Source organism: Arthrobacter sp. SDTb3-6 (assembly GCF_013376095.1).
Taxonomy (GTDB): domain Bacteria; phylum Actinomycetota; class Actinomycetes; order Actinomycetales; family Micrococcaceae; genus Specibacter.
Genome location: NZ_JAAMFN010000016.1, coordinates 67,304 through 91,643 on the forward strand (window position 1 = coordinate 67,304; position 24,340 = coordinate 91,643).

Annotated in this window: 17 protein-coding genes and 1 tRNA gene; 9 read left to right on the forward strand and 9 right to left on the reverse strand. The window is 70.2% G+C overall.

Features of this window, described 5'->3' with window-relative positions; genetic code table 11:
• Positions 1–3 precede the first annotated feature (3 nt).
• On the reverse strand, positions 4–1,188 hold the full coding sequence (locus tag G6035_RS09785; protein ID WP_176616891.1) for a DNA glycosylase AlkZ-like family protein: 1,185 nt from the start codon (positions 1,186–1,188) through the stop codon (positions 4–6).
• Positions 1,189–1,271: 83 nt separating this feature from the next.
• Between G6035_RS09785 and G6035_RS09790 the strand changes: the two genes are divergently transcribed.
• A tRNA-Ser gene (locus G6035_RS09790) sits at positions 1,272–1,361 on the forward strand.
• Positions 1,362–1,643: 282 nt separating this feature from the next.
• On the opposite strand, the gene G6035_RS09795 is transcribed toward G6035_RS09790, so the two are convergent.
• On the reverse strand, positions 1,644–3,989 hold the full coding sequence (locus G6035_RS09795; protein ID WP_371130947.1) for a chromosome segregation ATPase: 2,346 nt from the start codon (positions 3,987–3,989) through the stop codon (positions 1,644–1,646).
• A gap of 239 nt (positions 3,990–4,228) precedes the next feature.
• Here G6035_RS09795 and G6035_RS09800 point away from each other — a divergent pair, with 239 nt between their 5' ends.
• The 3 genes from G6035_RS09800 to G6035_RS09810 all read left to right on the forward strand — a co-directional run bounded on the left by G6035_RS09800 (position 4,229) and on the right by G6035_RS09810 (position 7,530).
• Positions 4,229–4,966, forward strand: a complete 738-nt coding sequence (locus G6035_RS09800) for a response regulator transcription factor (RefSeq protein WP_305144523.1) — start codon at positions 4,229–4,231, stop codon at positions 4,964–4,966.
• Positions 4,957–6,624: a cell wall metabolism sensor histidine kinase WalK gene (locus tag G6035_RS09805; protein ID WP_176616892.1), complete on the forward strand. Its 1,668-nt coding sequence runs from the start codon at positions 4,957–4,959 to the stop codon at positions 6,622–6,624. The genes G6035_RS09800 and G6035_RS09805 overlap by 10 nt, the downstream gene beginning before the upstream one ends.
• A 201-nt stretch (positions 6,625–6,825) precedes the next feature.
• Positions 6,826–7,530 (forward strand): DUF4232 domain-containing protein, encoded by a 705-nt coding sequence (locus G6035_RS09810; RefSeq protein ID WP_176616893.1) that lies wholly within the window; start codon positions 6,826–6,828, stop codon positions 7,528–7,530.
• Here the strand turns inward: G6035_RS09810 and G6035_RS09815 are convergent.
• Complete coding sequence (locus G6035_RS09815; RefSeq protein WP_176616894.1) at positions 7,527–8,108, reverse strand: hypothetical protein; 582 nt, start codon at positions 8,106–8,108, stop codon at positions 7,527–7,529. The two genes, G6035_RS09810 and G6035_RS09815, sit on opposite strands and share 4 nt — an antisense overlap.
• Positions 8,109–8,342: 234 nt before the next feature.
• Here G6035_RS09815 and G6035_RS09820 point away from each other — a divergent pair, with 234 nt between their 5' ends.
• Both G6035_RS09820 and G6035_RS09825 read left to right on the forward strand, forming a co-directional pair.
• Positions 8,343–13,145 carry an ATP-dependent helicase gene (locus tag G6035_RS09820; protein WP_176616916.1) on the forward strand — a complete coding sequence of 1,601 codons (4,803 nt, stop codon included), beginning with the start codon at positions 8,343–8,345 and terminating at the stop codon, positions 13,143–13,145.
• The gene (locus tag G6035_RS09825) at positions 13,138–13,992 is read left to right on the forward strand and encodes an Fpg/Nei family DNA glycosylase (RefSeq protein ID WP_176616895.1); all 855 of its coding nucleotides are present in this window, start codon (positions 13,138–13,140) and stop codon (positions 13,990–13,992) included. The genes G6035_RS09820 and G6035_RS09825 overlap by 8 nt, the downstream gene beginning before the upstream one ends.
• Before the next feature lie 100 nt (positions 13,993–14,092).
• Here G6035_RS09825 and G6035_RS09830 read toward each other — a convergent pair whose 3' ends face one another.
• A complete protein-coding gene (locus G6035_RS09830; RefSeq protein WP_218063080.1) occupies positions 14,093–15,262 on the reverse strand; it encodes an MFS transporter in 1,170 nt (389 codons plus the stop codon).
• Positions 15,263–15,429: 167 nt separating this feature from the next.
• Between G6035_RS09830 and G6035_RS09835 the strand changes: the two genes are divergently transcribed.
• Positions 15,430–16,359 (forward strand): pseudouridine synthase, encoded by a 930-nt coding sequence (locus G6035_RS09835; RefSeq protein ID WP_176616917.1) that lies wholly within the window; start codon positions 15,430–15,432, stop codon positions 16,357–16,359.
• On the opposite strand, the gene G6035_RS09840 is transcribed toward G6035_RS09835, so the two are convergent.
• The 3 genes from G6035_RS09840 to G6035_RS09850 all read right to left on the reverse strand — a co-directional run bounded on the left by G6035_RS09840 (position 16,356) and on the right by G6035_RS09850 (position 20,185).
• On the reverse strand, positions 16,356–16,661 hold the full coding sequence (locus tag G6035_RS09840; RefSeq protein WP_176616897.1) for a hypothetical protein: 306 nt from the start codon (positions 16,659–16,661) through the stop codon (positions 16,356–16,358). The genes G6035_RS09835 and G6035_RS09840 overlap by 4 nt on opposite strands.
• A 52-nt stretch (positions 16,662–16,713) precedes the next feature.
• On the reverse strand, positions 16,714–19,521 hold the full coding sequence (gene ppc, locus G6035_RS09845; RefSeq protein WP_256127878.1) for a phosphoenolpyruvate carboxylase: 2,808 nt from the start codon (positions 19,519–19,521) through the stop codon (positions 16,714–16,716).
• 106 nt (positions 19,522–19,627) lie between these two features.
• On the reverse strand, positions 19,628–20,185 hold the full coding sequence (locus G6035_RS09850) for an SRPBCC domain-containing protein (RefSeq protein ID WP_176616898.1): 558 nt from the start codon (positions 20,183–20,185) through the stop codon (positions 19,628–19,630).
• Between the two features lie 92 nt (positions 20,186–20,277).
• On the opposite strand from G6035_RS09850, the gene G6035_RS09855 reads away from it, so the two are divergent.
• Positions 20,278–21,081 carry a DUF1684 domain-containing protein gene (locus G6035_RS09855; RefSeq protein WP_176616899.1) on the forward strand — a complete coding sequence of 268 codons (804 nt, stop codon included), beginning with the start codon at positions 20,278–20,280 and terminating at the stop codon, positions 21,079–21,081.
• A 43-nt stretch (positions 21,082–21,124) separates the two neighbouring features.
• Here G6035_RS09855 and G6035_RS09860 read toward each other — a convergent pair whose 3' ends face one another.
• Both G6035_RS09860 and G6035_RS09865 read right to left on the reverse strand, forming a co-directional pair.
• Complete coding sequence (locus G6035_RS09860) at positions 21,125–22,309, reverse strand: acyl-CoA dehydrogenase family protein (RefSeq protein ID WP_176616900.1); 1,185 nt, start codon at positions 22,307–22,309, stop codon at positions 21,125–21,127.
• Positions 22,306–23,085, reverse strand: a complete 780-nt coding sequence (locus tag G6035_RS09865; protein ID WP_176616901.1) for an SDR family NAD(P)-dependent oxidoreductase — start codon at positions 23,083–23,085, stop codon at positions 22,306–22,308. The genes G6035_RS09860 and G6035_RS09865 overlap by 4 nt, the downstream gene beginning before the upstream one ends.
• 106 nt (positions 23,086–23,191) lie before the next feature.
• On the opposite strand from G6035_RS09865, the gene G6035_RS09870 reads away from it, so the two are divergent.
• Complete coding sequence (locus tag G6035_RS09870; protein ID WP_176616902.1) at positions 23,192–24,292, forward strand: glycoside hydrolase family 76 protein; 1,101 nt, start codon at positions 23,192–23,194, stop codon at positions 24,290–24,292.
• The last annotated feature ends 48 nt before the right edge of the window (positions 24,293–24,340 follow it).

Consider the following 24,340-nt stretch of genomic DNA (forward strand, 5'->3'; position numbering starts at 1 on the left):
GGGTCAGCCTGCCGCGTCCAGCGCGTCGATCCGCTTTTGCCGGCTCGACGGCGAATCCAGGCTGAAGCTGCGGAAGTCGCCCAGATCCTCCCGGATGAACGCCTCGACCTCCTTGATCCGGTGCTTCACGGCCTTCGTGGGGGTGTTAAAGAGCCAGTGGGCCATGCGCCCCTCGCCGGGGTCATACTGCCAGAGGCCGATGATCCGGCCGCGGTCCACGATCGGGTGGTCCGGCAGGTCTGCCTGCAGGGCCAGCCGGGTGCTGCCAAGCCGGCGCCCCTGGTCCTCCGGTGCAAAGTGGTCGGCCGCATTGCGCCGCAGCAGGAACAGGGAGTCGCTGCCGGCCAGAAGCCGGACCTGCTCCTCTTTCGGGGCCGTGAAGTTTTCCCGCTCATCGACGTCGGCCGGCAGGATCCAGAGCCCGTCCACGTCCACCGCTCCGGCGCCGGCGAGCGCCGCCTTGGTCTGGGCCACGGTGAAGCCGGTGAACCACTGGGTCTGCTTCAGCCCGGCTCCCCCGGTCCAGCCCAGGTAACATTCCATCAGCCGTGCCCGGGTTTGCTCCGGTGTGAGCGTGGACGCCGCCAGCCCCCACGCCGTGTAGGCGTAACGCTGCTGGTCCAGCCTTCCGTTGACGGGCACGCGCCGGATGCGGCCGTCCGCCTGCAGCAGCCCGAGAACCGCGGGCAGCGTGGTGGACGCGCCCTTCTTCTTCCCGGCCTCGCCAAGGCTCCGCACGGCATCGCCGAGCGCAGCCTTGAGCTGCTGGGGGTCCATGGCGCCCCGCCCGTCCGCCTGGCGGTCGACGCCGGCGCCCAGGGCCTCAAGCACGGCGCCTTCCAGCGCGGCCAGTTCCGAACGGGGCACGTCCAGCTTGTCCAGCACCTTGGCCTGTGCCTCTGCGGCGCCCTGCCCCAGGGACAGCGCCCACGCGAAGTCGCCGGCGCCGAGCACATAGGTGCAGCCGCGCGCCGTCGGCAGTTCATGGATGCGCAGGGCCGCGACGTCGGCGTCGGCCTGGTCGCGTCGGATGCCGGCCCGGGCGAACAGGGTGAGGTAGGGGTTGGCGCCGCCCACGGACCGCGCCCAGCCGGCCGCACCGAGCACCTGTGCGGCTGATTGTCCCGCCAGGGAGCCGTCCAGGCCTTGTTTATGCCAGCTCCAGGCACGCTGCGTCTCATTGTCCATGCCCCTAATACTGCACCAGTCCCCGGGTGCCGGCGCCGTTCATTTTTGAACTGGACGCTCCAGCCGGTAGTATCTTGCGAGTTGGTGACGTGTCCGAGCGGCCGAAGGTGCAACACTCGAAATGTTGTTCAGGTGAGAGCCTGACGTGGGTTCAAATCCCACCGTCACCGCCACTGCAGAAGGCGTCCACATCGTTGCATTGACAGCGAAGTGGGCGCCTTTCGTCGTTCTGTAACCAGTCCTGTGGGCGCACTTGTCTGCGGTGTGCCTTCAGGCATTCGGCCGCACGGGGCCGGGGAGGTTCTCGCGCGCCACCGTGGCGTCAGGAATCCAGCGTCCCACCCGTTGCCAGGCGCCTGCACCTCGTGTAAGTGCGCCCGTTCCCCGTTTTCGCGCCCCGTGGTACGGGCGCGAAAACGGGGAACGGGCGCGGCGGCGCACGACGTGCCCTCGCATCAGGCCACGCAGCCGCCCAGGGCAATTTGGCCGTCAATGGCCTTGATCTGGTTTTGCACCGAACCGAGCTGGTCCTGCAGGCCAATCACAACGGCCTGCTGCGTCTTGACTGCATCCTGGTTGGCCTTCTTCTGGGCCTGGAGGCTGCGCAACGTTGCCTGCGCCGCGGTCACCTGCGTATCCAGCGCGGACAGCTGCCCCTGCAGGTTGGCCAGCTGTGCATCGGCAGCGCTGGCCTGGCCGTTGAGGGTGTTCAGCTGGTCCAGCAACGGCTTCACCTGCCCCTGCAGTGCCAGGATGTCCCCTTCCTTGGCAGTGATCTGGGCGTTGATTCCGGCCAGGCTGGCCACCAGGTTGTCCAGCTCGGTGTTCAGTGCGGCAAGGTCCGCCTGCTTGGCCGCAACCGCCGCGCTGGTCGCGTCCACTGTCGCCTGCAGACCAGGCAGTTCGGCGGTCAGTGCGGCCAGTTCGGCCGTCTTCGCCTCCACGGCGGCCTTGGCCGCCGCCGCGGCATTCTGCGCGTCGGCCAGCTTGCCCTCCAGGCTCTGCAACACGGACTGCTGCGCGTCGATGGCCGCCTGGGCCTCGGCAACGCCTTCCGTCAGGGCGGGCAGGGCGGCTTCAAGCCCGGACACCACCTGTTCCTGGGCTGTCACGGCGGCTTGGGCGGCCGTGACAGCGTCCTGGAGCCCGGGCAGCTGGCCCTGGAGGGTGCTCAGTTCCTGGGCCTTGTCCGTGGCCGCGGCGTTGGCGGCGTCCACGGCGGCCTGGAGTGCGGGCAGCTGGGCCTGCAGCGCCGCAATGTCGCCCTGCTTGGCGGCCGCGGCCGCGTTCGCCGCGTCCAGGGCCGCCTGGAGCGGGGCGGCCTGCTGCTGCAGGGCGCTGCTGTCCAGCTGCCTGGCTTGCAGCTGGGCGTTCAAGGAGTCGACCGCGGACTGGAGCGCCGTCAGGTCCCCCTGGTAGCCGGAGATTTCCGCGTTTTTCAACGTGATGGCGGAGTTGACGTCGACGAGTTGGCCTTGCAAGGTGTCCCGCTCGGTAATCAGCGCCCGCTTTTTGCTCGAATTCCCGTTGATGGCGGCGATTTGGGCATTGAGGTCATTAATCTGGGCCTGCAGCGTCGCGGCGCTGGCCTGCAGGGTGGTCAGTTCCCCCTGGGCCGTTTCCAGCTGTGACTGCTTGGCGGCAATCGCAGCGTTCCCGGTGGCAATCTGGGCCTGGAGCGAGGTGATGTCCGTAGCGGCCGCGGCCATCTTTGCTGCGTTGTCCGCCAAGGCGGCGGCCGCGGCATCTGCCGTGGACTGCAGCCCCGCAAGGTCGTTTTGGGCCTGGGCCATGGCCGCGTTCTGTGCCGTGACGGCGTCCGCCGCCGCAGTGGCGGCCGCCTGCAGCGCGGCGAGCTCGCCCTGTGCCGTGGCAATCGCGGCGTTTTTGGCTGTGACCGCGTCCGCCGCACTGGCGGCAGAGGCCTGGAGCGTGGCCAGCGTGGCCTTCGCGTCCGCCACCTTGGCGGTCTGGGCGTCAAGTGCGTCCTGGGCCGCCGTGCCGCTGTCCTGCAGGCGCTGGAGCTCGGCTTCGGCGTCCGTGACGGCTTGCCCGGCCGTCACGACGGCGGCGTCGGCAGCCTGGGATTCCGCAGTCAGGGTGGCCAGCGCGGCCTGGGCGTCGGCAATCTGTGCATTCTTTGCCGCGAGCGCGTCGGCGGCCTGGGTGGCCGTGGACTGCAGCGTGGCCAGTTCTCCCTGGGCGGTGCTGATCTGGGCCTGCTTGGCCGCAACCTGGTCCGCTGCGTCCTGGGCCTGGGCCTTCAGTTGGGCAGTGGCCGACTGGGCCGCCTCAAGCTGGGACTGCAGCGGCGCCAGCTGGTCCTGGACGGCCTGCTTGTCCGCGGCCAGCTTGGACAGGGTGTCTTGCGCTGCAGCGATGGCCTGCTGCGTGGCGGCCTGCTGGGACTGCAGGGTGGCCAGCTGGTCCCCCGCCGCCGTGAGCTGCGCATCAAGCTGGGCCCCTTGCGTCTCGAGGTCGGTGATGGCCTTGTTCGCGGAAGCCACCTGCGCCGTCAACGAATCGGCGCTGTTTTGCAGCTGGGCGCGCTCGGCCTGAAGCTGGCTGATGACCGCGGCGTTCTTGTTGGCGGCCGCCTTGAGCAGGTTTTCCTGGACGGTGCCGCGGTGGGCCAGCTGGTTGGTGACGCCGTTGCAGATGCCCCCTGACTGGCTGGGCGCGGCGGTGGCTGGCGGGGCAAAGACCAGCAGGCTGGTCACAACGCCCGACATGACGGCGGCGCCGGCAAGCCGTCGGGCGGTAAGTCGGGTGGGAATGGGTGCAGTTTTCTTGTGGTTCACGGTAACCCCCGGTTGCGGTGTGATGATACGGATGCGGTTGACGGCAGGGTGCCGGCGCATAGCGACCAAGCTATGCGGCCGGTGCGGGGAATGCTCGAGTGGCCACCACTCGACTTTTCCGGCCGCTACTTGGTTTTGCGCAGGTGCCGTGCGGCGGGCGGCGACCAGTGCTGAACGGACACAGAAAACTCCCAGCAGTCTTCCAGCCATATGCGGGACGGAAGCCGGAGAATTGAGGCATGTCCCTTCCATTCCACGGCAACGGCCCCCCGAAGCTGACCCGGCCGGGCGGCGAGCCCATCCGCGCGCTGGTGGTGGACGACGAGCCGTCGCTTGCCGATTTGATGCGCATGGGGCTGGAGCTGGCCGGCTGGGACGTGGCCGTGGCCCATGACGGGCAACAGGCCCTGAAAACGGCCAGGTCCTTCCACCCTGACGTCCTGGTGCTGGATGTCATGATGCCGGGCATGGACGGCGTTGAACTGCTGGGGCGCATGCGCACCATCCACCCGGACATTCCGGCCCTGTTCCTGACCGCGAAGGACGCCGTGGCGGACAGGCTCACGGGCCTGCATGCCGGCGGCGACGACTACGTGACCAAGCCGTTCAGCATGGAAGAGGTCATGCTGCGCCTGCACAGGATTGTCCAGCGCGCCGGCGTCACCGCCGCCAGCACGGCGGAGCTGACCGTTGGCGACCTGGTCCTGAACCGCGACACCCGCACGGTCACGCGTGCCGGCACGGACATTTCACTCACCAGCACCGAATTTGAGCTCCTGCAGTTCCTGATGGAAAACCCCCGCCACGTCCTCAGCAAGTCCCGCATCCTGGACCGTGTGTGGGACTACGATTTCGGCGGGCAAAGCAACATCGTTGAGCTGTACATCTCCTATCTGCGCAAGAAAATCGACGCGGACCGTGAACCGATGATCCACACCGTCCGCGGCGCGGGATACGTGGTCAAGCCATGCCCCTGACCACCAGCGCCCGCGCACTCCGCTCCGCCGCCGCCCGCCTGGCCCGGCCGGGCCGCTGGCACCTGCGCACCCGCCTGGTGGCGGTCCTGCTGGCCCTGCTCACCGTCATCTGCGTGCTGGTGGGCATGATCAGCTACAGCGCCATGAGCGTGTCGCTGAACAGCCAGCTCGACTCCCAGCTGGCCCAGGCCTCCGCACGCTCCCACGACTTCAACCTCAGCACGCCGTCCGGCCCGCCCGGCACCCGCCCGGACCCCCTCAACGCCCGCGGCACCGGCGCCGGCCAGCTCAACGCCATCATCAGCGGCGGTTACCTGGTCACGGGCGGCATCCTGTCCCCCACCGGCACCCGCCAACAGCTCACCAACAACGACGCGCAACTGCTGGCCGCCCTGCCCACCAGCGGCACCATGGCCGACGCCTCCCTGTCCATCGGCAACTACCGCCTCCAGGCCGTCCCTCTGTCCAACGGCGGCGTCCTGATCACCGGACTGCCCCTGGGCGCCGTCGAACGCACCCTGGCCAAACTGGTGCTGACCATCATCCTCGTTTCCCTGACGGGCCTGATTGTGCTGGGCCTGGCCGGCACCATGATCGTCCGGCGCAGCATGGCGCCGCTGGAAAAGCTCTCGGCGCTGGCCACCAGGGTGTCCCGCCTGCCGCTCGACGCCGGTGAGGTCGCCTTGAGCGTCCGGGTCCCGGACGGCGCCTCCCGCCCCGGCACGGAAGTGGGCAATGTGGGGCACGCGTTCAACGCCATGCTGGACAATGTTGCCCACGCCCTGCAGGCCCGCCAGCGCAGTGAAACGAAGGTCCGCCGTTTTGTGGCCGATGCCAGCCATGAACTGCGCACGCCGCTGACCGCGATCCGCGGCTACACCGAACTGCTGCAGATGACTGAGACGCTGACCCCTGACGGGAAGACGTCGCTGGGCCGCGTCAACGCCCAGTCGCTGCGCATGGGCCGGCTGGTGGAGGACCTGCTCACGCTCGCCCGGCTGGATGAGGGCCGGCCCCTGTCCCTGCGCACGGCCGACGTCACCCCGATCGCGATGGACGCCGTCAGCGACGTCCGGGTCGGGGCCCCCGGCCACCACTGGGCCATTGATGTCCCGGACACCCCGGTCCGGGCAAAGTGCGACGACGGCCAGCTCAAGCAGGTGATGCTGAACCTGCTCTCCAACGCGGCCAAGCACACGCCCGCCGGGACCACGGTGTCCACGCGGGTCAGCCAGGACGCCGACGGCTCCCCGGTGGTCACCGTCACCGACGACGGGCCCGGCATTCCCCCCGAATTCCAGGACGTCATCTTCGACCGCTTCTCCCGTGCCGACACGGCCCGGACCGGCACGCAGGGCAGCACCGGCCTGGGCCTGAGCATCGTGGCGGCCATCATGGAAGCCCACCACGGCAGCGTGGAGCTGGCCAGCCGGCCCGGCGCCACCACCTTCACCGTGCGCCTGCCGGCCATCCCCGCCGGCCAGGCCACCGGCCCGCTCGCCACCGTGCCCGGACGCACAATGCCCGGACGCACAATGCCCGGACGCACAGTGCCCGGACGGACAATGCCCGGACGCACCGGGCCTGAAAACACTGCGGATGGACACACTGCGGATGGACACGCTGCAGCGCCGTCGGCGAAGGCCTTCCCGGGATAAACCGCTTCCTCGGACAAACCGGCCGGGCCGTCGTTCCTGCGTTCCAGGCTGGTCGTGCGCCCCCGTTGATCCCGTGCCGGAGGACGCCGGGGGCCGCCAAAGGCCGGAACCCGTCCGCCAGGAGGCCTGTCCCGGCGACTATCCGCCACCCCGGCGGCGGGGCCTGTTGACTCGGGAGGGCAAGGGCGCAAAAGTTGAGAAATGACGTCCGCACAGAATGACTTGCCCGGGACAGCCTCCCCCCGCCACGCCAAGCCTGCCAAGCCGGCCTTCCGTCACCGCAGCGCGGCCCTGCTGGGGCTCGTCGCCGTGCTGGGACTGGCCGTGGCCGGTTGCGCCCCGACGGGAGGCAGCGGAACCGCCACCACGGCGGCCGGGCCGGCGACGGCGTCGTCCGCAACGGCCGGGAACACGCCGTCGTCCATGGCAAGTACGGCGCCCACCCCGGCGGCGCCCTCCTCCGCGGCACCAGCCACCACCATGGCGCCGGCGTTGTGCAAGGCGGCCGACCTCAAAGGTTCGCTGGACGATACCGGCGGCGGCGCGGCCGGGCACATCTACATGAAGCTGATCCTGACCAACAAGTCCTCCAGCGCTTGCATCCTGGACGGCTACCCGGGCGTTTCCCTCGTCAAGGCCGGCACCACCCAACCCATCGGCGCCCCGGCGGACCGCGACACCTCAAGGCCGTCCAGCGGCCCCATCCACCTGGCACCGGGCCAGGGCGCTTCGGCCGTGCTGCGCTACACGCAGGCGGACAACTACCAGGACTGCCAGCGCGTCCAGGCCGACGACGTCATGGTCTACCCGCCCAGCGCCTACGACGAGCTGGTGATTGCGCACCCGCTGACCGCCTGCAGCAATGCCAACGACAACCTGCTGCTGATCGGTGCCTTCCAGCCCTAGCGGCGTTCCCAAAAGTTCGGCGGGGCGTCGACGTCGAACTCCTCGAAACGGCCAATGAAGCCGGGGTCGCTGTCCTGGACTTCGCGGCGCCGCCCATGGCGCAGCACGAAGAGCCGGTTGGCGGCGAAGGCCAGGGCCGCCGCGGCCAGCAGCTGCAGTCCCCCGCCCCAGACGTCGGCATGGATGGCCAGGGCCAAAAAGCCCGTCAACACCACGCCGCCACCGGTGGTCACCAGCAGCCGGAGCCGTTCAAAGTAGCCATATGTCCCCACGGCGCCACCCAGCACCAGCCACGGTCCACAGCCGTGGAGGAACGGAACCAGCGCCAACAGCAGCACCCCGGCCAGGGTCCCGCCGGCCAGGTAGAGATAGTGCTTTCGGGGGGCAATCCACCACGACGGGTGCCGCCACAGCCAGGGGGCGGCGACACAGCCGGCCGGCACGATGCCCACGGCAAACACGCCCGGCACGGCCCCGTTGCCACTGAGGGCCACCATGCTCGCTGCCGCGCCGGCGAGAAACAGGATCGACAGGCAAAGAAGGGGAACCCAGTTGTTTCCCACATGTCGTGTCTGCACCGCGCCTTGCCTTCCCCACCCGGACCAAAACATTTTTATGGATGCTGGTCCGAGCGCCCGTGCGCGCCGTGGAACAGCAAGGGCAACCGTTGCCACTCCCACCGCTAGATTACAGCTCCGGAAGGACATTATTTGCCGCCAGGAGGGCGCCTGCGGGAATCGTTACCGTCTCGCGTCAATGTCACTGCCGTGGGGCATGATGGAGCCGTGAATGTATTTACCGACGGCGGCCCCATGGGCCGGTTCGCGGCGCCCACCCGCGAATGGTTTTTGGGTGCCTTCGGCGCCCCGACGCCCGCGCAATCCGGCGCCTGGGAGGCCATTGCCGGGGGGGCCCATTCGCTCGTCGTGGCCCCGACCGGTTCCGGCAAAACCCTCGCCGCATTTCTGTGGGCCCTGGACGGACTGGCTGCACGGGACGGCTCCACGACGGAAGGCACGGGGGTCTTGTACATCTCCCCGCTGAAGGCCCTGGGCGTGGACGTGGAACGCAACCTGCGCGCCCCGCTGATCGGCATTACCCAGACCGCCCGGCGCCTCGGCGTGGAGGCCCCGCACGCCACCGTCGGCGTGCGCTCCGGCGACACCCCCGCCAATGAACGGCGGCGCCTGCTCAGCCACCCGCCGGACATCCTGATCACCACCCCCGAATCGCTGTTTTTGATGCTCACGTCCAAGGCCCGGGAAACCCTGGCCGGCGTGCACACCGTCATCATCGACGAGGTCCACGCCGTGGCCGGCACCAAGCGCGGCGCCCACCTGGCCGTTTCCCTCGAGCGGCTCGACAACCTCCTGGACAGGCCGGCCCAGCGGATCGGCCTCTCGGCCACCGTCGAGCCGCGCGAGACCGTGGCCCGCTTCCTCGGCGGCAGCGCACCGGTGACCATTGTGGCCCCGCACGCCTCGAAGAACTGGAACCTGACCGTCACGGTGCCCGTGGAGGACATGACGGAGCTGCCCGCCCTGGCCGGCGCCCACGACCTCGGACCCGCCTCAGGCCTGCAGCCCAACGCGTCGATCTGGCCGCATGTGGAGGAAAAGATCGTCGACCATGTGCTGGCAAACAAGTCCACCATCGTCTTCGCCAACTCCCGCCGCCTCGCCGAACGGCTCACGGGGCGGCTGAACGAGATTTACATGGAACGGCTGGAAAATACGCCGGACGGGCCGGAGGCCGGGCCTGACGGGACCTTCGCGCCGGTCGGGACCTTCGAGCCGGACATGCCGCAGGATTTCAACGAGCCCACTCAGCGGCCGGGCAAGCCCGTCTACCGGCTGCCGGCCGAAATGATGGCACAGGCCGGCGCCACGGGCGGGGCGCCGAACGTGCTCGCCAAGGCCCACCACGGCTCGGTGTCCAAGGAGCAGCGGGCCCTGATCGAGGACGCCCTCAAGTCCGGCCGGCTGCGCTGCGTCGTGGCGACGTCCAGCCTGGAGCTGGGCATCGACATGGGCGCCGTGGACCTGGTGATCCAGGTGGAGTCGCCGCCGTCGGTGGCCAGCGGGCTGCAGCGGGTGGGCCGCGCCGGGCACCAGGTGGGCGAGATCTCCCAGGGGGTCCTGTTCCCCAAGCACCGCGCGGACCTGCTGCATTCGGCCGTCACGGTGGAGCGCATGCTGGCCGGCCACATTGAACCGCTCTTCGTGCCGGCGAACCCGCTGGACATCCTGGCCCAGCAGACCGTGGCCGCCGCGGCCCTGGGCTCCATCGACGTGGACGACTGGTTCAGCACCGTCCGGCGCAGCGCCCCGTTTGCCGCACTTCCCCGCTCCGCCTACGACGCCACCCTGGACCTGCTGGCCGGGCGCTACCCGTCCGACGAATTTGCCGAACTTCGCCCCCGCATCGTCTGGGACCGCACGGCCGGCACCATCACCGGCCGGCCCGGCGCGCAGCGGCTGGCCGTCACGTCCGGCGGGACCATCCCGGACCGGGGGCTCTTCGGCGTGTTCATCGTAGGCTCGGACGAGGTCTCGACCAGCTCGACCACCGGGGGCCCAAGCCCAAGCGCGGCCAAGGGCGGGCGGCGCGTGGGCGAGCTCGACGAGGAAATGGTCTACGAATCCCGCGTGGGCGACGTCTTTGCCCTGGGCGCCACGAGCTGGAAGATCGAGGACATCACCTTTGACCGCGTGCTGGTCTCCCCCGCGTTCGGCCAGCCGGGCAAGCTGCCGTTCTGGAAGGGGGATTCGCTGGGCCGGCCGGTGGAGCTGGGGCGGGCGCTCGGAGCCTTCATCCGAGAACTCAGCGCCGCGCCCAAGGACAAGGCGCTGGAGCGGTGCCGGGCCACGGGTCTGGACGCCTGGGCCGCCAACAACCTGCTTGGCTACCTGGACGAGCAAAAGGCCGCCACCGCCGTCGTCCCCGACGACAAGACCCTCATGGTGGAGCGTTTCCATGACGAGCTCGGCGACTGGCGCGTGGTCCTCCACAGCCCCTTCGGCATGCCCGTCCACGCCCCGTGGGCCCTGGCGGTGGCCGCCCGGCTGCATGAACGCTACGGGCTGGACGGCTCGGCCATGGCCTCCGACGACGGCATTGTGCTGCGCGTGCCCCTCATGGAGGACGAACCGCCCGGCGCCGAGCTGTTCCTCTTTGAACCCGATGAGCTGGACGGCATTGTCACCGCAGAGGTGGGCGGCTCGGCCCTCTTTGCCAGCCGCTTCCGCGAGTGCGCGGCCCGTGCCTTGCTGCTGCCCCGGCAGACCCCGGGCAAGCGTTCGCCCCTGTGGCAGCAGCGCCAGCGCTCCGCCCAGCTGCTGGATGTGGCCCGGAAGTACCCGCAGTTTCCCATCGTGCTCGAAACCGTCCGTGAATGCCTCCAGGACGTCTACGACCTCCCCGCCTTGAAGGAAATCGCCGCCTCCATCGGGCGGCGCGAGCTGCGGATCGTGGAAACCACCACCCAGCAGCCGTCACCCTTTGCCCGGTCGCTGCTGTTCGGCTACGTGGCGTCGTTTTTGTACGAGGGCGATTCACCGCTGGCCGAGCGCCGTGCCGCCGCCCTGTCCCTGGATCCGGCCCTGCTGGACGAATTGCTGGGCCGGGCGGAGCTGCGCGAGCTCCTCGATCCGCAGGCCATCGCCGACACCGAGGCCGAGCTCCAGCGGCTCGCCCCGGACCGCCGCGCACGCGGCCTGGAGGGCGTGGCCGACCTGCTGCGCCTGCTCGGCCCGCTGTCCGTTGCGGAGGTGGCCGCCCGGCTGCTCCCCCAGCCCGGCCCACCGGCCGCCGGGGCCGGCACCGGGCCGGACGAAGCCGGGGCCGGGCACGTGGCCGCGGCGGCCGGGCACCTCGCGGAGCTGGTCAGGGCCAACCGGGCGCTGCGCGTCAATGTGGCGGGCGACGAACGCTTCGCCGCGATCGAGGACGCCGCCCGGCTGCGCGATGCCCTCGGCACCCCGCTGCCCATGGGTGTGCCGCTGGCCTTCATCGAACCCGTCGCCGATCCACTCGGCGACCTCCTGGGCCGCCATGCCCGCACGCACGGGCCCTTCACCGCCGCCGAGGTGGCGGCCCGGCTGGGACTGGGCATCGCCGTCGTGCATTCAGGCCTGGCCCGGCTGGCCGCTGACAAAAGGATCACCGAGGGCGAGTTTTTGCCCAACCGGGCTGAGGGCGGCGTTGCCGAGTGGTGCGACGTCGAAGTCCTGCGGCGCCTGCGCCGGCGCTCCCTTGCCGCCTTGCGCGCCGAGGTGGAACCGGTGGACGCCGCCACGTTCGGCCGGTTCCTGCCGGCGTGGCAGCACGTGTCCGCGGCCTCCGGACCGCCGGCGCTGCGCGGCCTGGACGGGCTGCTGACGGTGGTGGACCAGCTGGCCGGCGTGCCCATTCCGGCGTCGGCGTGGGAGCCGCTGGTGCTGGCGCAGCGTGTGGCGGACTACCGCCCGGCCATGCTCGACGAGCTCACGGCCACGGGCGAGGTGGTGGTGTCCGGGGCCGGTGCGCTGGGCGGCAGCGACGGCTGGCTCAGCCTCCACGTGGCGGAGTCGGCCGAGCTCACGCTCAACCCCGTGGCCGACTTTGCCGAGTCCCCGCTGGCCGGCCGCCTCCTGTCCGGGCTGTCCGGCGGCGGCGCCTATTTCTTCCACCAGCTGCGCGAAATGTCGGCCGACGGCCCGGACGGTGTTCCCGCCGACGACGAGCTGACGGCTGCCCTGTGGGAACTGTTTTGGGCCGGCCGGATCAGCAACGACACCTTCGCCCCCGTCCGCGCGCTGCTGGCGGGCGGCCACTCGGCGCACCGGCAGCGTCCGGCGCCGTCGCGGCTCCGCCCGGCCCGGTCCGGGCGCTACGGCCGGCTGCCGGGCCGGGCGGCGTCCGGGCAGCGCGGTGCGCCACCGCTGGGCGCCGGGCGGTGGAGCCTGCTGCCGGGGCCGTGGCAGGCCGGGCCCGATGCCCGGACGGGCGCTGCACAGACCACCCTGCGCAGCCATGCCCTGGCGGAGCTGTTCCTGGACCGCTACGGGGTGGTGACGCGCGGGTCCGTCATGGCGGCCGGGGTGCCCGGCGGATTCGGGCTGATGTACAAGGTGCTGGCCCGTTTGGAGGAAACCGGCACATGCCGGCGCGGCTATTTCATCGAACACCTTGGCGCGGCGCAGTTCGCGGTGCCCGCCACGGTGGATCGGCTGCGCGCGTTCAGCCAGGATGCCGCCGTCAATCCGCGCCCGCCCCAGGCCCTTGCGCTGGCCGCCACGGACCCCGCCAACCCCTACGGTGCGGCGCTGGCCTGGCCGCCGCTGGAATCGGGCCACCGGCCGGGCCGGAAGGCAGGGGCGCTGGTGGTGATGGTCGACGGCGCCCTGGTCCTGTACGTGGAGCGCGGCGGCAGGACGCTGCTGTGCTTCAGCGACGACGACGCCCGGGTGGCCCTGGCTGCCGGGGCCCTGGTGCAGGTGGTCAAGGGCGGCGGGGTGGACAGGCTGGCCATGGAAAAGGTCAACGGCGCCGGCATCCTGGACACGCCGCTGGCGGCAGCCCTGCTGGGGGCCGGGGCCTACAGCTCACCATCGGGGGTGCGGATCCGTGCCTGAGGGCGACACCGTCTGGCGGCAGGCCCGGGACCTCCATGCCGCCCTCGCCGGGCAGGTCCTTACAGGATGCGATTTCCGCGTGCCACAGCTTGCCACCGCGGATTTCTCCGGCCGCATGGTGCAGGACGTCCGCTCCCGCGGCAAGCATTTGCTGATGCGGCTGGCCGCAGGCGGCCCGGACCGCCCGGCCGCCGTGATCCATTCCCACCTGGCCCTGGAGGGCCACTGGGACATATACCCCGCAGGGAATGCTGCGGGCCAGCCGGCAGGCGGGCGGGCCGCCCGGTGGCGGCGCCCGGCCCATACCGCGCGGGCCGTCCTCACCACGGGGCGGGCAGTCGCCGTGGGTTTCTCCCTGGCCACCTTGGAAGTCCTCTCGGAGGAGGGGGCACGGGCCGCCGTCGGGCATTTGGGGCCCGACCTCCTGGGTCCGGACTGGGATGCGGAGGAAGCGCTGCGCAGGCTGCGGCAGGCTGGGGAGCTGCCCGTCGGGCTGGCGCTGCTGGACCAAAGGAACCTGGCCGGGATTGGCAACATCTACCGGAACGAGCTGTGCTTTCTGGGCGGCGTGCACCCGGAAACCCCCGTGTCCCTCGTGCCGGGGCTGCCGCGGATCGTGGAGCTGGCCCGGCGGCTGCTCGAGGCCAACAAGGACCGGCCCGTCCGCAGCACCACGGGCGGGCCGGCCCGGGGAGACGCCGCGCTGTGGGTCTACGGGCAGGCAGGAAGGCCCTGCAAGAGGTGCGGCTCCCTGGTCCGCCACGCAAAGATGGGCGACCCCGCCTTTCCCACACATGCCGCGCGGGACATTTACTGGTGCCCGCGGTGTCAGGCCGGCCTGGGCTGAGCTTCGCTTTAAGGCGGGGGTGGTCGTTGCCATCCGTCCGTGATGGACCGGCAACGCCCGGCTGCCCTGCATCACCGGGAAGGGCGCCGCCTCAAGGCGTTCAACGGTCCGGCTGGGCTGCAGGATTGGTCAGCTGCGTGCTGGCCCTTTTTGCCGTGCGGGGGTCATGGAGGAACGCTGCCAACACCAGCGCGAGCGCGGGGAGGCCGATCAGCACGATGAGCACAAAGTGCAGGCTCGTCGCATCGGCCAAGGTGCCCAGGACCGGGTTGAACAGGCCGCCGACGGTGACCGCCAGGCCCACGGTGACGCCGCTGGCCGTGCCCACCCGGTTCGGCAGGTAGTTTTGCCCCAGGATGACAAAGACGCTGAACGGCACGAACACGCCAACACCCGTCAACACCACAAAAATGAGTGCGACCTGCCAGTTGGGGGCCAGGACCAGGCCGGCCATGGCCGGGAGGCAGAAGGCGAAGCCGTAGCGGATGGAGACCAGGGGGCCGAAGCGGTCTGCCAGCCAGCCGCCCAGCAGCGTCCCGACTGCCCCCGAGGCCAGGAACACGGTCAGTGCCGCGCCGCCAACCACTTCGGAGGTGCCCAGTCCGTTGATGAAGTACAGGGCCAGGAATGAACTCAGCCCAAAAAAGATGATGGAGCGCACCACCACGACGGAGGTGAGCTTGAGGAATTCCGGCCAGTTGTCGCGGCCCTTGGGCATGGTGGAGGGGTGGCGGGCGCCCACCGGGCCGTCGAGCACCGGGGCCAGCCATTTCACCAGGACGGCGGCCATGGCGAGGGCCGGCAGGATCAGCAGCGCGGTGCCGCGCAGGCCCAGCCACAGCAGCACCGGCGTCGCCATGAGTGTGCCCAGCGCAAAACCGACGTTGCCGCCCAGGGCAAAAAGGCTCATGGCGCGGTTGCTGTCACCGGCGGCCCTGCGGGCCGCGCTGGCCGCGGAGGGGTGGAAGGCCGCGATGCCGATGCCGGAGATGGCAACCATCACCCAGGTCACGGCATAGCCGGGGAACAGGCCCGCGGCACCCACGCCCAGTGCCGCCGTCGTCATGCCCGCGGGAATGAGCCAGCGGCGCGGCTTGCGGTCGGTCCACACGCCAAAGGCGGGCTGGACCACGGAGGACAGCATGGTTGCCGCCAGCGTCAGCCCGGCCACCGCTGCGTAACTGTAGTGCCGCTCAGAGACGAAGAAGGGCAGCATGGCCGGCACCACGCCCTGGTAAAGGTCGTCGACCAGGTGGGCCGAAGCCATCATGCCAATGCCCCGCCGATTCACCAAACAATCCCATCCACGCATACCGGCCGCAAAATCGGCGCCACAGGGTGCGCCGGCCGTCAATGTCGACCTTACCCCCGGGACGGCAGTGGCCGGGGACAGTTGTGGTCCGGGCGTTCAGGAACGCTCGGTACCCTTGAAGGGTGATGAAATCCCCCCTTCCCGTGCGCAACGGCGTCAATGCCACCCGCATGCGCATGCCGGAGGAGGGCCCGTGGGCCACCGCCATGGAATACGTGCTGGACAAGTTCAACCACGTTGACCCGGCGGGAATCGTGGACCGATTTGTCCGCGGCGAGGTGAAGGCGCTTGGCGGCGAGGTGGTCACGCCCTCCACCCCCCTGAACGAGCACGTGTTCATCTGGTACTACCGCGAGCTGCCCGTGGAAAAGCGGCTGCCCGTGGAGCTGTCCATCCTGCACCAGGACGAAAACCTGGTGGTGGTGGACAAGCCGCACTTCCTGCCGACGACGCCCGGCGGCATGTACGTGCAGGAATCGGCGCTGGTCCGCCTGCGCGTGCTGCTGGACCTGCCCGAACTGGTGCCGATCCACCGCCTGGACCGCATGACGGCGGGTGTGCTGCTGTTCTCCGCCAACCCGGAGACCCGCGGCAAATACCAGCTGTTGTTTGAAAAACGGCGCATCCAAAAGACCTACCGGGCCGCGGCACCCGTCCGCCCGGAACTGGAATTTCCCCTCGTGGTGCGCAGCCGGATGATGAAGTCGCGCACCTATCTGCTGGCCCAGGAAGTGCCCGGGGAGCCCAACGCGGAAACCCGGATCGAGCTGTTGGACACCCGCCAGGATCCCGCCACCGGCACGCTGCTGGGCCTCTACAACCTGGCGCCGCACACGGGCAAGACCCACCAGCTGCGCGTCCACCTGGCCTCGCAGGGCATCGGCATCCTCAACGACCCTTTCTACCCCGTCCTGCACGAGCAGGCGCCCGACGACTACGCAAGGCCGCTGCAGCTGCTGGCCCACAGCATTTCCTTCACCGACCCGCTCACGGGAGAGCCGACGTCGTACGCCTCCCGGCTGCGCCTCTCCACCTTCCCCGATGGGGTGGGCTAGATCGGGAGCCACTTTCCGGCGGAGCGGCGGAAGGCACGCAGGGCACCCGTGGTGGCCACGGTGTTGACCCCGTGCCCCAGCGAGGCCACGGCGTCTCGCGCCAGGCGGTTCTCGGCGTCGTACTCGCTGGCCTCCACCATGAAACGCACCGTGATGCGCGGGACCCCGGCGACGACGTCGAGCTGGTTGGCCTCCACGACATGGCGGGAGGCCACGACCGCCACGGCCGTGTCCATGACCTCCTCCGGGGCATGGCCGGGGCGCAGGCCGGTGATCTGGACGGTGGCGCGGAAGGATGGCATGGATCCAGCCTATGTGGGCCGGGCTGCGAGCAAAAATGCCGGCGGGCGGGGCCTACCCCGTGTTCCGCAGGCCGGCGGCGACCCCGTTGATGGTGATGAGCATGGCCCGCTGCAGGCGCTCATCCACCTCCGTTTTGCTGATGGCCGCTTCCCGGACCCTGCGCAGCAGCTCCACCTGGAGGTAGGAAATGGGGTCCAGGTACTGGTCGCGCACGCTGAGTGAGCGCTGGAGCAGCGGCTGCCGCTCCAGCAGTTCGCCCTCGCCCGTGAGCCGCCGGATTTCCGCCACGGTCAGCTCATATTCGGCCCGGATGGTGGTAAACAGGTGCGCCAGCGGCTCGGGGACCAGAGTGCGCACGTAATGCGCGGCGATCTCCATGTCAGTCTTCGCGAGGGTCATTTCCACGTTGGAGATGGTGGAGGAGAAGAAGTGCCAGTGCTCCAGCATCTCGACCAGTTCCGATTCATGGCCGGCCTCGCGGGCGGCCTTGAGGCCCGAGCCCACGCCAAACCAGCCGGGCACGATCTGCCGCGACTGCGTCCAGCCAAACACCCACGGGATGGCGCGCAGCCCGCCCAGACCTGACCCTGAGTCGGGCCGCTTGGACGGGCGGGAGCCGATGTTCAGGCTGCCCAGCTGCTCCACCGGGGTGGAGGCCAGGAAGTAGGCGGGGAGGTCGTCGTCGTCAATCAGGGTTCGGTAGCTGGCGAAGGCGGCGTCGGAGACAATCTCCATGACCGCCCCGAAGCGGACCAGGTCGTCCTCGGTGTGGCGCGGCGCCTGGTGCAGGGCGGAGGCCTGCATGACGGCGGCCAGGGACAGCTCCAGGTTTTCACGCGCCAGCTCGGGCAGCGAGTACTTGTCGGAGATGACCTCGCCCTGCTCGGTGAACTTGATGGCGCCTTCAAGCACGCCGTTGGGCTGGGCCAGGATGGCGTCATAGGTGGGCCCGCCGCCGCGTCCCACGGAGCCGCCGCGCCCGTGGAACATGCGCACGTTCACACCGTGCTTGACCGCGACGTCGCGCAGCTTCCGCTGGGTCTTGTGGATCTCCCACTGGCTGGTCATGACGCCGGATTCCTTGTTGGAGTCGGAGTAGCCGAGCATGATTTCCTGCACGTCCCCGCGCAGCCGGACCAGTTCGCGGTAGGAGGGGTCGGAGAGGAGTTCGTCCACGATTTCGGCGGAGGCGCGCAATTCCTCCACGGTCTCCAGCAGCGGGGCGAAGCCGATCTTTGCGTAGCGGGTGTCGCCGGTGAGCTGGACCAGCCCGGCCTCGCGGGCCAGCACGGCCGGGGCCAGGACGTCGTCCGCACCGCGGGTCATGGAAATGATGTAGCTTTCGATCACGTCGGGCCCGTAGGTGCGCAGGGCGCGGCGCACCACCCGGAAGACGTCGTACGTGCCGTCCGCGGCGCCGTCGAGCCTGATCGGGTGGCCGGAGAGCGGGCGGTGGCTGGCAAGTTCTGCGCCAAGCACAGCCATACGCCCGGCCCGGTCCAGCTCCGCGTACGGCACGGCCAGTTCGCCCACGCGGTCCATGAGCTGGCCGACGGCGTCATGGTGGTGGTCCGCGTGCTCCCGGATGTCCAGCGTGGCCAGGTGCAGGCCGAAGGAGGCGACGGCGCGGCGCACCGTGGCCAGGGCGCCGTCAGCCACCAGGGTGGCCGAGTTGTTGCGCAGCGACGTGTCCAGCAGGGCCAGGTCCGCCAGCAGGCCCGCGGTGTCCGCGTAGTCGCGGCCGGGCTCGTGGTAGGCGTCCGCGGCGGCCCGCTTGCGGGTGTTGAGCAGCTTGGCCTTGATGCAGGTGAGCTTGAGGCGGTACGGTTCCTCGGCGTTGAGCTCGAGCACGCGCGGGTCGAGCCCGGGCAGCTTCGCGAGGTCTTCGGCGATGGAGTCGGTCAGCTCGGGGGAAGCGCCGTAAAGCGAGCTGGAGTTGGAGAGGATGGAGAGCAGCCCGTCGACCATGGCGATGCTGATCTTTACGGCGTTGGCGTTTTGCAGGACCAGCACCTCGCGGGTGACGTCCGGGGTGACGTTGGGGTTGCCGTCCCGGTCGCCGCCGATCCAGGAGCCGAACCGCAGCGGCGCGGCGTCCTCGGGCAGCCGCACGCCGTGCCTGCCAAGCAGCCCGCTGAGCTCGGCCAGGACCTCGGGCATGGCGTCCGTGAGGATGTTGCGCAGGTAGTAGATGGCGTTGCGGGCCTCGTCCATCGGCGTGGGGCGGACCCTGCGGAGCTCGTCCGTCTGCCACATCTGGTCGATGATCTCCGCCAGCTTGCGGTCCTGGCGGCTGCGGGCGCTGCTGCCTTCCTCGGACGGCGTGGCCAGGATGTCGGAGAGCTTGCGCACCTTGTCCAGCACGGAGCGCCGGGACGCCTCGGTGGGGTGGGCGGTGAAAACGGGGCGGACGTCGAGTTCGTCGACCACCCTTTGCAGCGCCCCGGCACCTGCCTTCCCGGCGATCTCGGTGACGGTCCGGGCCAGCCAGCCGTCGTCCTCGGCGCGGGTGCGCAGGCTGCGGACCCGGTGGACCTGCTCCGCGGCGTTGGCCAGGTGGAAGTAAAACGCAAAGGCACGCACCAGCTCGGTTGCCTGCTCAAGGGGCAGGGAGGCGAGGACCTCGCGGACCTGCTCGGCGACGTCGTTCGCACTCCACGGGCCGGTGCCCGTTTCCCCGCGCGCGGCCTCCTTGGACTCCTTGGTCAGCAGCCGCACCTGCTCCACCATGGCCAGCAGTTCCGGGCCGTGCTGGCGCACCAGCGACTCGCCCAGCAGCGTGCTGACGCGGCGGACGTCGCGGCGAAGGTCGGTGTCCTCGGCCGGGTCGGCAGGCATGTTCGGCAGTTCAGGGCTCATGGGTCAACGTCCTTACGGTTTGTGGTTCCGGGGTGCCCGCATGCAACGTTGGATACATGGGCCTGATGGATACTACGTTGCGGCCGCGCGCAGCCGCCAGTTGGCCTCAACCCCTGGACGCCGTGTAGGCGGCGTGGACATCCTCCCAGCACGGGAAGAAGTCGTCCCACCAGTGCTGCCAGTCCACGGCCCTGCCGTCCAGCGCCTCGGCCAGGTGGTCCAGGTGGACGTGCCAGCCGGCCAGCGACATCAGGATCACTTCCTCCGGCACGGAAATGACGTTGGTGAAAACCAGCCGTGTGCCGGTGCCGGTTGCCGTGAGGTCGGCACGGATGGTCCCGTGCATGGCGTTGCTGATCTCCAGGGCCTCCGGCTCCCGGGCCTCCACCACGCGCCCGTTCCACCAGTCCGTCTCGATGCCGTGGCCCTCGTCCTTGACGTTGAGCCACTTGAGGTCGAAGGAGGAGCCGGTCCGGGCCCGGCCGCGCACCCGGCACCACCACATTTCCGTTTTGGCCGGGTCCGTCAGCATCGCCCAGACCTCCTCCGGCGCGGCCGCGTAGTCGCGGGTGAGCGTCAGTTTGACGTGGTCCCCGTCCAGGGTTTCCACTGTCCCCGGGGCAAAGCGGGCCATGTCCTTGTTCAGGTGGTTGTTCGATCCCATGCCCCCATTGTTCCACCGCGGCGGCCCGGAATAGCGGCCACCCCGCCCCCGTTGTGCCTACTGTGAAATTGTCCATGCCCGACAGGAGCACCATGACCACGCAAGCCCCGGAACTGACCCGCCTGACCGAGCGCTGGGACCGCTTCCGTGCCGGCCGCAACACCGCGCTGGCCGCCGAACACGGCTGGCTGACGCTCACCTCCTTCCAGTGGCTGCCCGCGGAGCCCGCCGCCCTGGAGGGCATCCCCGGCCTGTGGGGCTCCGACGGCACGACGGCGTCCCTCACCGCCGCCGCCGGCGACGGCCTCACGCTGGTGGAAGGCGGCGCCGCCGTGGCCGGAACCATCACGGCCGCCCTGGCCGACGAGGAATCCCTCCTGTGGGTCCGGTTCGGCTCAGTGGTGGTGGAACTGGGCATGCGCGCCAACCGCTACATGGTCCGCACCCGCGACGCCCGCTCCCCCGTCCTGACGCAGTTCACGGGCGTGCCGGTCTTTGGCTACAACCCCGGCCTGGTGGTCACGGGCACTTTTGAACCGTATGCGGAGCCCCGCTCCGTTGACATTGCGACGGCGAACCCGGAGGTGCCGGGCGTGGCCGTGCTGGTGGGCGAGGTGGTGTTTGCTCTCAATGGGACAAGCCACCGGCTCGCCGCGGAGCAGGGCCGGCTCGGCTCGCTGCTGGTCACCTTCCTTGATGACACCAACAACGTCACCAGCTCCCACTGGCGCAAGCTGGAAGTGGCCCGCCCGCGCCCGGACGGCACCGTGGTGGTGGACTTCAACCGCGCCATCAACTACCCCAGCGCGTTCACCGACTACGGCACCTGCCCCGCGCCCGTTGCAGGCAACCGCATCAACGCCCCCATCGAGGCCGGCGAGCGCAGCCCGCGGTAGGGGCGCCCGGGGCTCCCGCGGGCGGGGCGGCCCGCACCACGGCTCACACGATGGCGGAGATGCCCGTGACGGCCCGGCCGGCGATCAGGGTGTTGACCTCCTGCGAGCCCTCGTAGGTGTAGATGGCCTCGGCGTCGGCAAAGATCTTCGCCATGCGGTAATCGGTGACAATGCCGTTGCCGCCCAGGATGGCACGGCCCATTGCCACGGTTTCGCGCATGGCCGCCGTGGTGTGTGCCTTGGCCAGCGCCACCTGCGCCATCGTGGCATCCGCGTCCCCGCCTGCGTCCTGCAGCGCGGCGATGCGCACCATCATGGCCAGCGACGATGTGGCGTTGCCCAGCATTTTCACCAGCTGCCCCTGGATCAGCTGGAAGGATGCCAGCGGCTTTCCGAACTGCCGGCGTTCGACGGCGTAGGCCCGGGCCACGTCGAACGCGGCCAGCTGCTGTCCCACCGCCTGCCACGCCACGGAGATCCGTGAGCTGCGCAGCAGCTTGTTCGTGTCGGCGAAGGAGCCGATGCCGCTGAAGCGGTCACGCTCCTCCACCCTCACGTCATCAAGCAGGATGTGCGCGTTCTGCACGGTCCGCAGCGCGATCTTGTTTTCAATCTTGGTGCGCGTGACGCCCGCCAGCGACGCGTCAAGGATGAAGGCGCGCACCGCCCCCGTGTCAGCATCCTTGGCCCAAAGCATCATGTGGTTGCAAAAGGTGCCGTTGCCGATCCACCGCTTGGCGCCGTTGAGCACCCAGTGGGTGGCGCCGGCACCGTCCTCCACCCTGCGCGCGGTGGTGGCCATGCCGCCGGCCACGTCGCTGCCGTGCTCCGGCTCCGTCAGCGCGAAGGCGCCCGTGGTGCGCAGCGCGATGGCGTCCGGGAGCAGGCGCTCATTCTGGTCTTGGGAGCCGAAGTCAATGAGGGCCTGGACGAAGAGATCGTGGTGGACCAGGAAGAACGTGGCCAGGGAGGTGTCGGTCCGCGTCATCTCGGCGACCACCAGGCCCGTGAACAGGTGGCTGAAGTGGCGCCGGTCCGGGACCGCGAGCCCCAGCGCGGCGAGCCCGGGCAGGATGTGGGCCGGGAACTCGGCGTCGTTCCACCAGCCGGTGGCGTGCGGGGCCACCTCACCGGCCAGGAACCCGCGCAGCTGCGCCAGCTTGGCGGCCTCGGTGGCGGTCAACAGGGATTCGAAGCCGTAAAAGTCTGCCTCGGGGAGCCCTGTCACTTGGGTGCCATCCGGATCGCGCCGTCAAGCCGGATGGTCTCGCCGTTGAGCATGGCGTTGGCGACGATGTGCTCCACCAGCGCGGCGTATTCGGCCGGCTTGCCCAGGCGCGACGGGTGCGGCACCTGCTGCCCCAGCGAATCCTGCGCGGCCTGCGGCAGCCCCGCCAGCATGGGCGTCTCGAAGATGCCGGGCGCTATGGTCACCACGCGGACCAGCGAGCGGGCCAGTTCACGCGCCAGCGGCAGTGTCATGGCGGCCACGGCGCCCTTGGACGCGGCGTAGGCGGGCTGGCCGATCTGCCCGTCAAAGGCAGCCACGGACGCGGTGTTGACGACGACGCCGCGCTCGGGGCCGAATTCGCCGGCGAGCGGTTCGGCCGCCGCCATGGCCTCGGCGCACAGGCGCACCACGTTGAAGGTGCCCACCAGGTTGATCTGGACCACGCGGTTGAACTGCTCCAGCGGCAGCACCCCGTCGCGCCCCAGCACCTTGCCGGGCGTGGCGACGCCGGCGCAGTTGACCACGATCCGCAGCGTGCCCAGCCCGGCCGCCGCCGCAACTGCGGCGCGCACCTGGTCCTCGTCGGTGACGTCCGCAGGGGCAAACACTGCCCGGTCCCCGAGTTCGGCGGCGAGCTCCGCGCCCTTGGACGAGGGCAGGTCCACCAGCACGACGCCGGCCCCCGCCGCATGCAGGCGCCTCGCCGTGGCGGCCCCGAGTCCGGATGCGCCGCCGGTGATGAGCGCAACGGTGCCGTTGCCTGAAATTTCCATGTTTCCTCCTCGTTGAGGTCCGCGGGCCCGTAGCAGGGCCGTGGCTTTGCGTTAATGCATACTAACTGAAAACGGCGGCCCCCACGGCAAACAGTACGCTGTGTACATGACGCGGAACAGCACGGGGCACGGTGCCGGGCAGGCGGGCGGGCAGCCGGACACGGACTGGGCAGCGCCCGCCGCCGCAGCCGCGCGTGCCGTCCATGCCCGCTTTGGCCACCGGCTCATGGGGCTGCCGGGCACCTGGATCGGCGCCGTCGCCTGGCCCGCCCCCGTCCAGGCACCGTGGTCGGAGTGGCATTACTGGTGGCAGGCCCACTACCTCGACGCCGTGGTCGACTCCGGCTGGCGCAGCCTCCGCCACGGCAACCGGGCGGCCGCCACGCGGGACGTGGCGCGGGGCAAGGCGCTGCTGCGCGGCATCCTGCTGCGCAACTTTGGCCGCTTCCCCAACTATTATTACGACGACATGGCCTGGCTGGCGCTGGCCGCGGACCGGCTCGGCGGGCTTGCGAGGGCGGCTGGCAGCACGCAGGCCGCACTGGCAGGCTTCGCGTCCGCCACGCTGGCGGGCCAGCTGCGCTCCGCATACGACACCGTCCTGGGCGGCGGCATCTACTGGTCCCGCAAGCGCGACTACAAGAACACGCCCGCCAACGGACCGGCCGCCCTGCACTTTGCCCGCAGCGGCGAGCCGGACCATGCACGGGCCCTGGCGGACTGGCTGCGCGTTGAACTCTTCGACGCCGGGACCGGGCTGAAGGCCGGGACCGGGCTGTACCTGGACGGCGTCCACCCCACCGCCTCGGGGCCGGAGGTGGAGCGCACCATCTTCACCTACAACCAGGGGCCCATCCTGGCGGCCCTGCTTGAACTGGACCACCCGCAATACGCGGGCCAGGCCGCGGAGCTGGTGGCCGCCGTCGAGCGCCGGCTGGCCACTGCGGACGGCGGGCTGCGACTGGAGCCCGGCGCCGATGGCAGCCTGTTCACCGGCATCCTTTGCCGCTACCTGGCCCTGGCCGCGCAGGAGCCGCGGCTGCCCGGGGAATCGCGGGCGGCGGCCGCCCGCCTGGTCACCGGCACGGCCCGGGCGCTTGCCGCCGTGCCGGAACCGGCCATCCTGTCCGCCGCAGTGCAGCGCTGGACAGTCCTCGAAGCCGCCGCCACCCTCCCCCAGCTCCCAACTGATACGAAAATAGGGTGAGTTAGGCTGCCTGGGTGAGGGTGACCTGGTATCCGAGTTGGTGCAGCT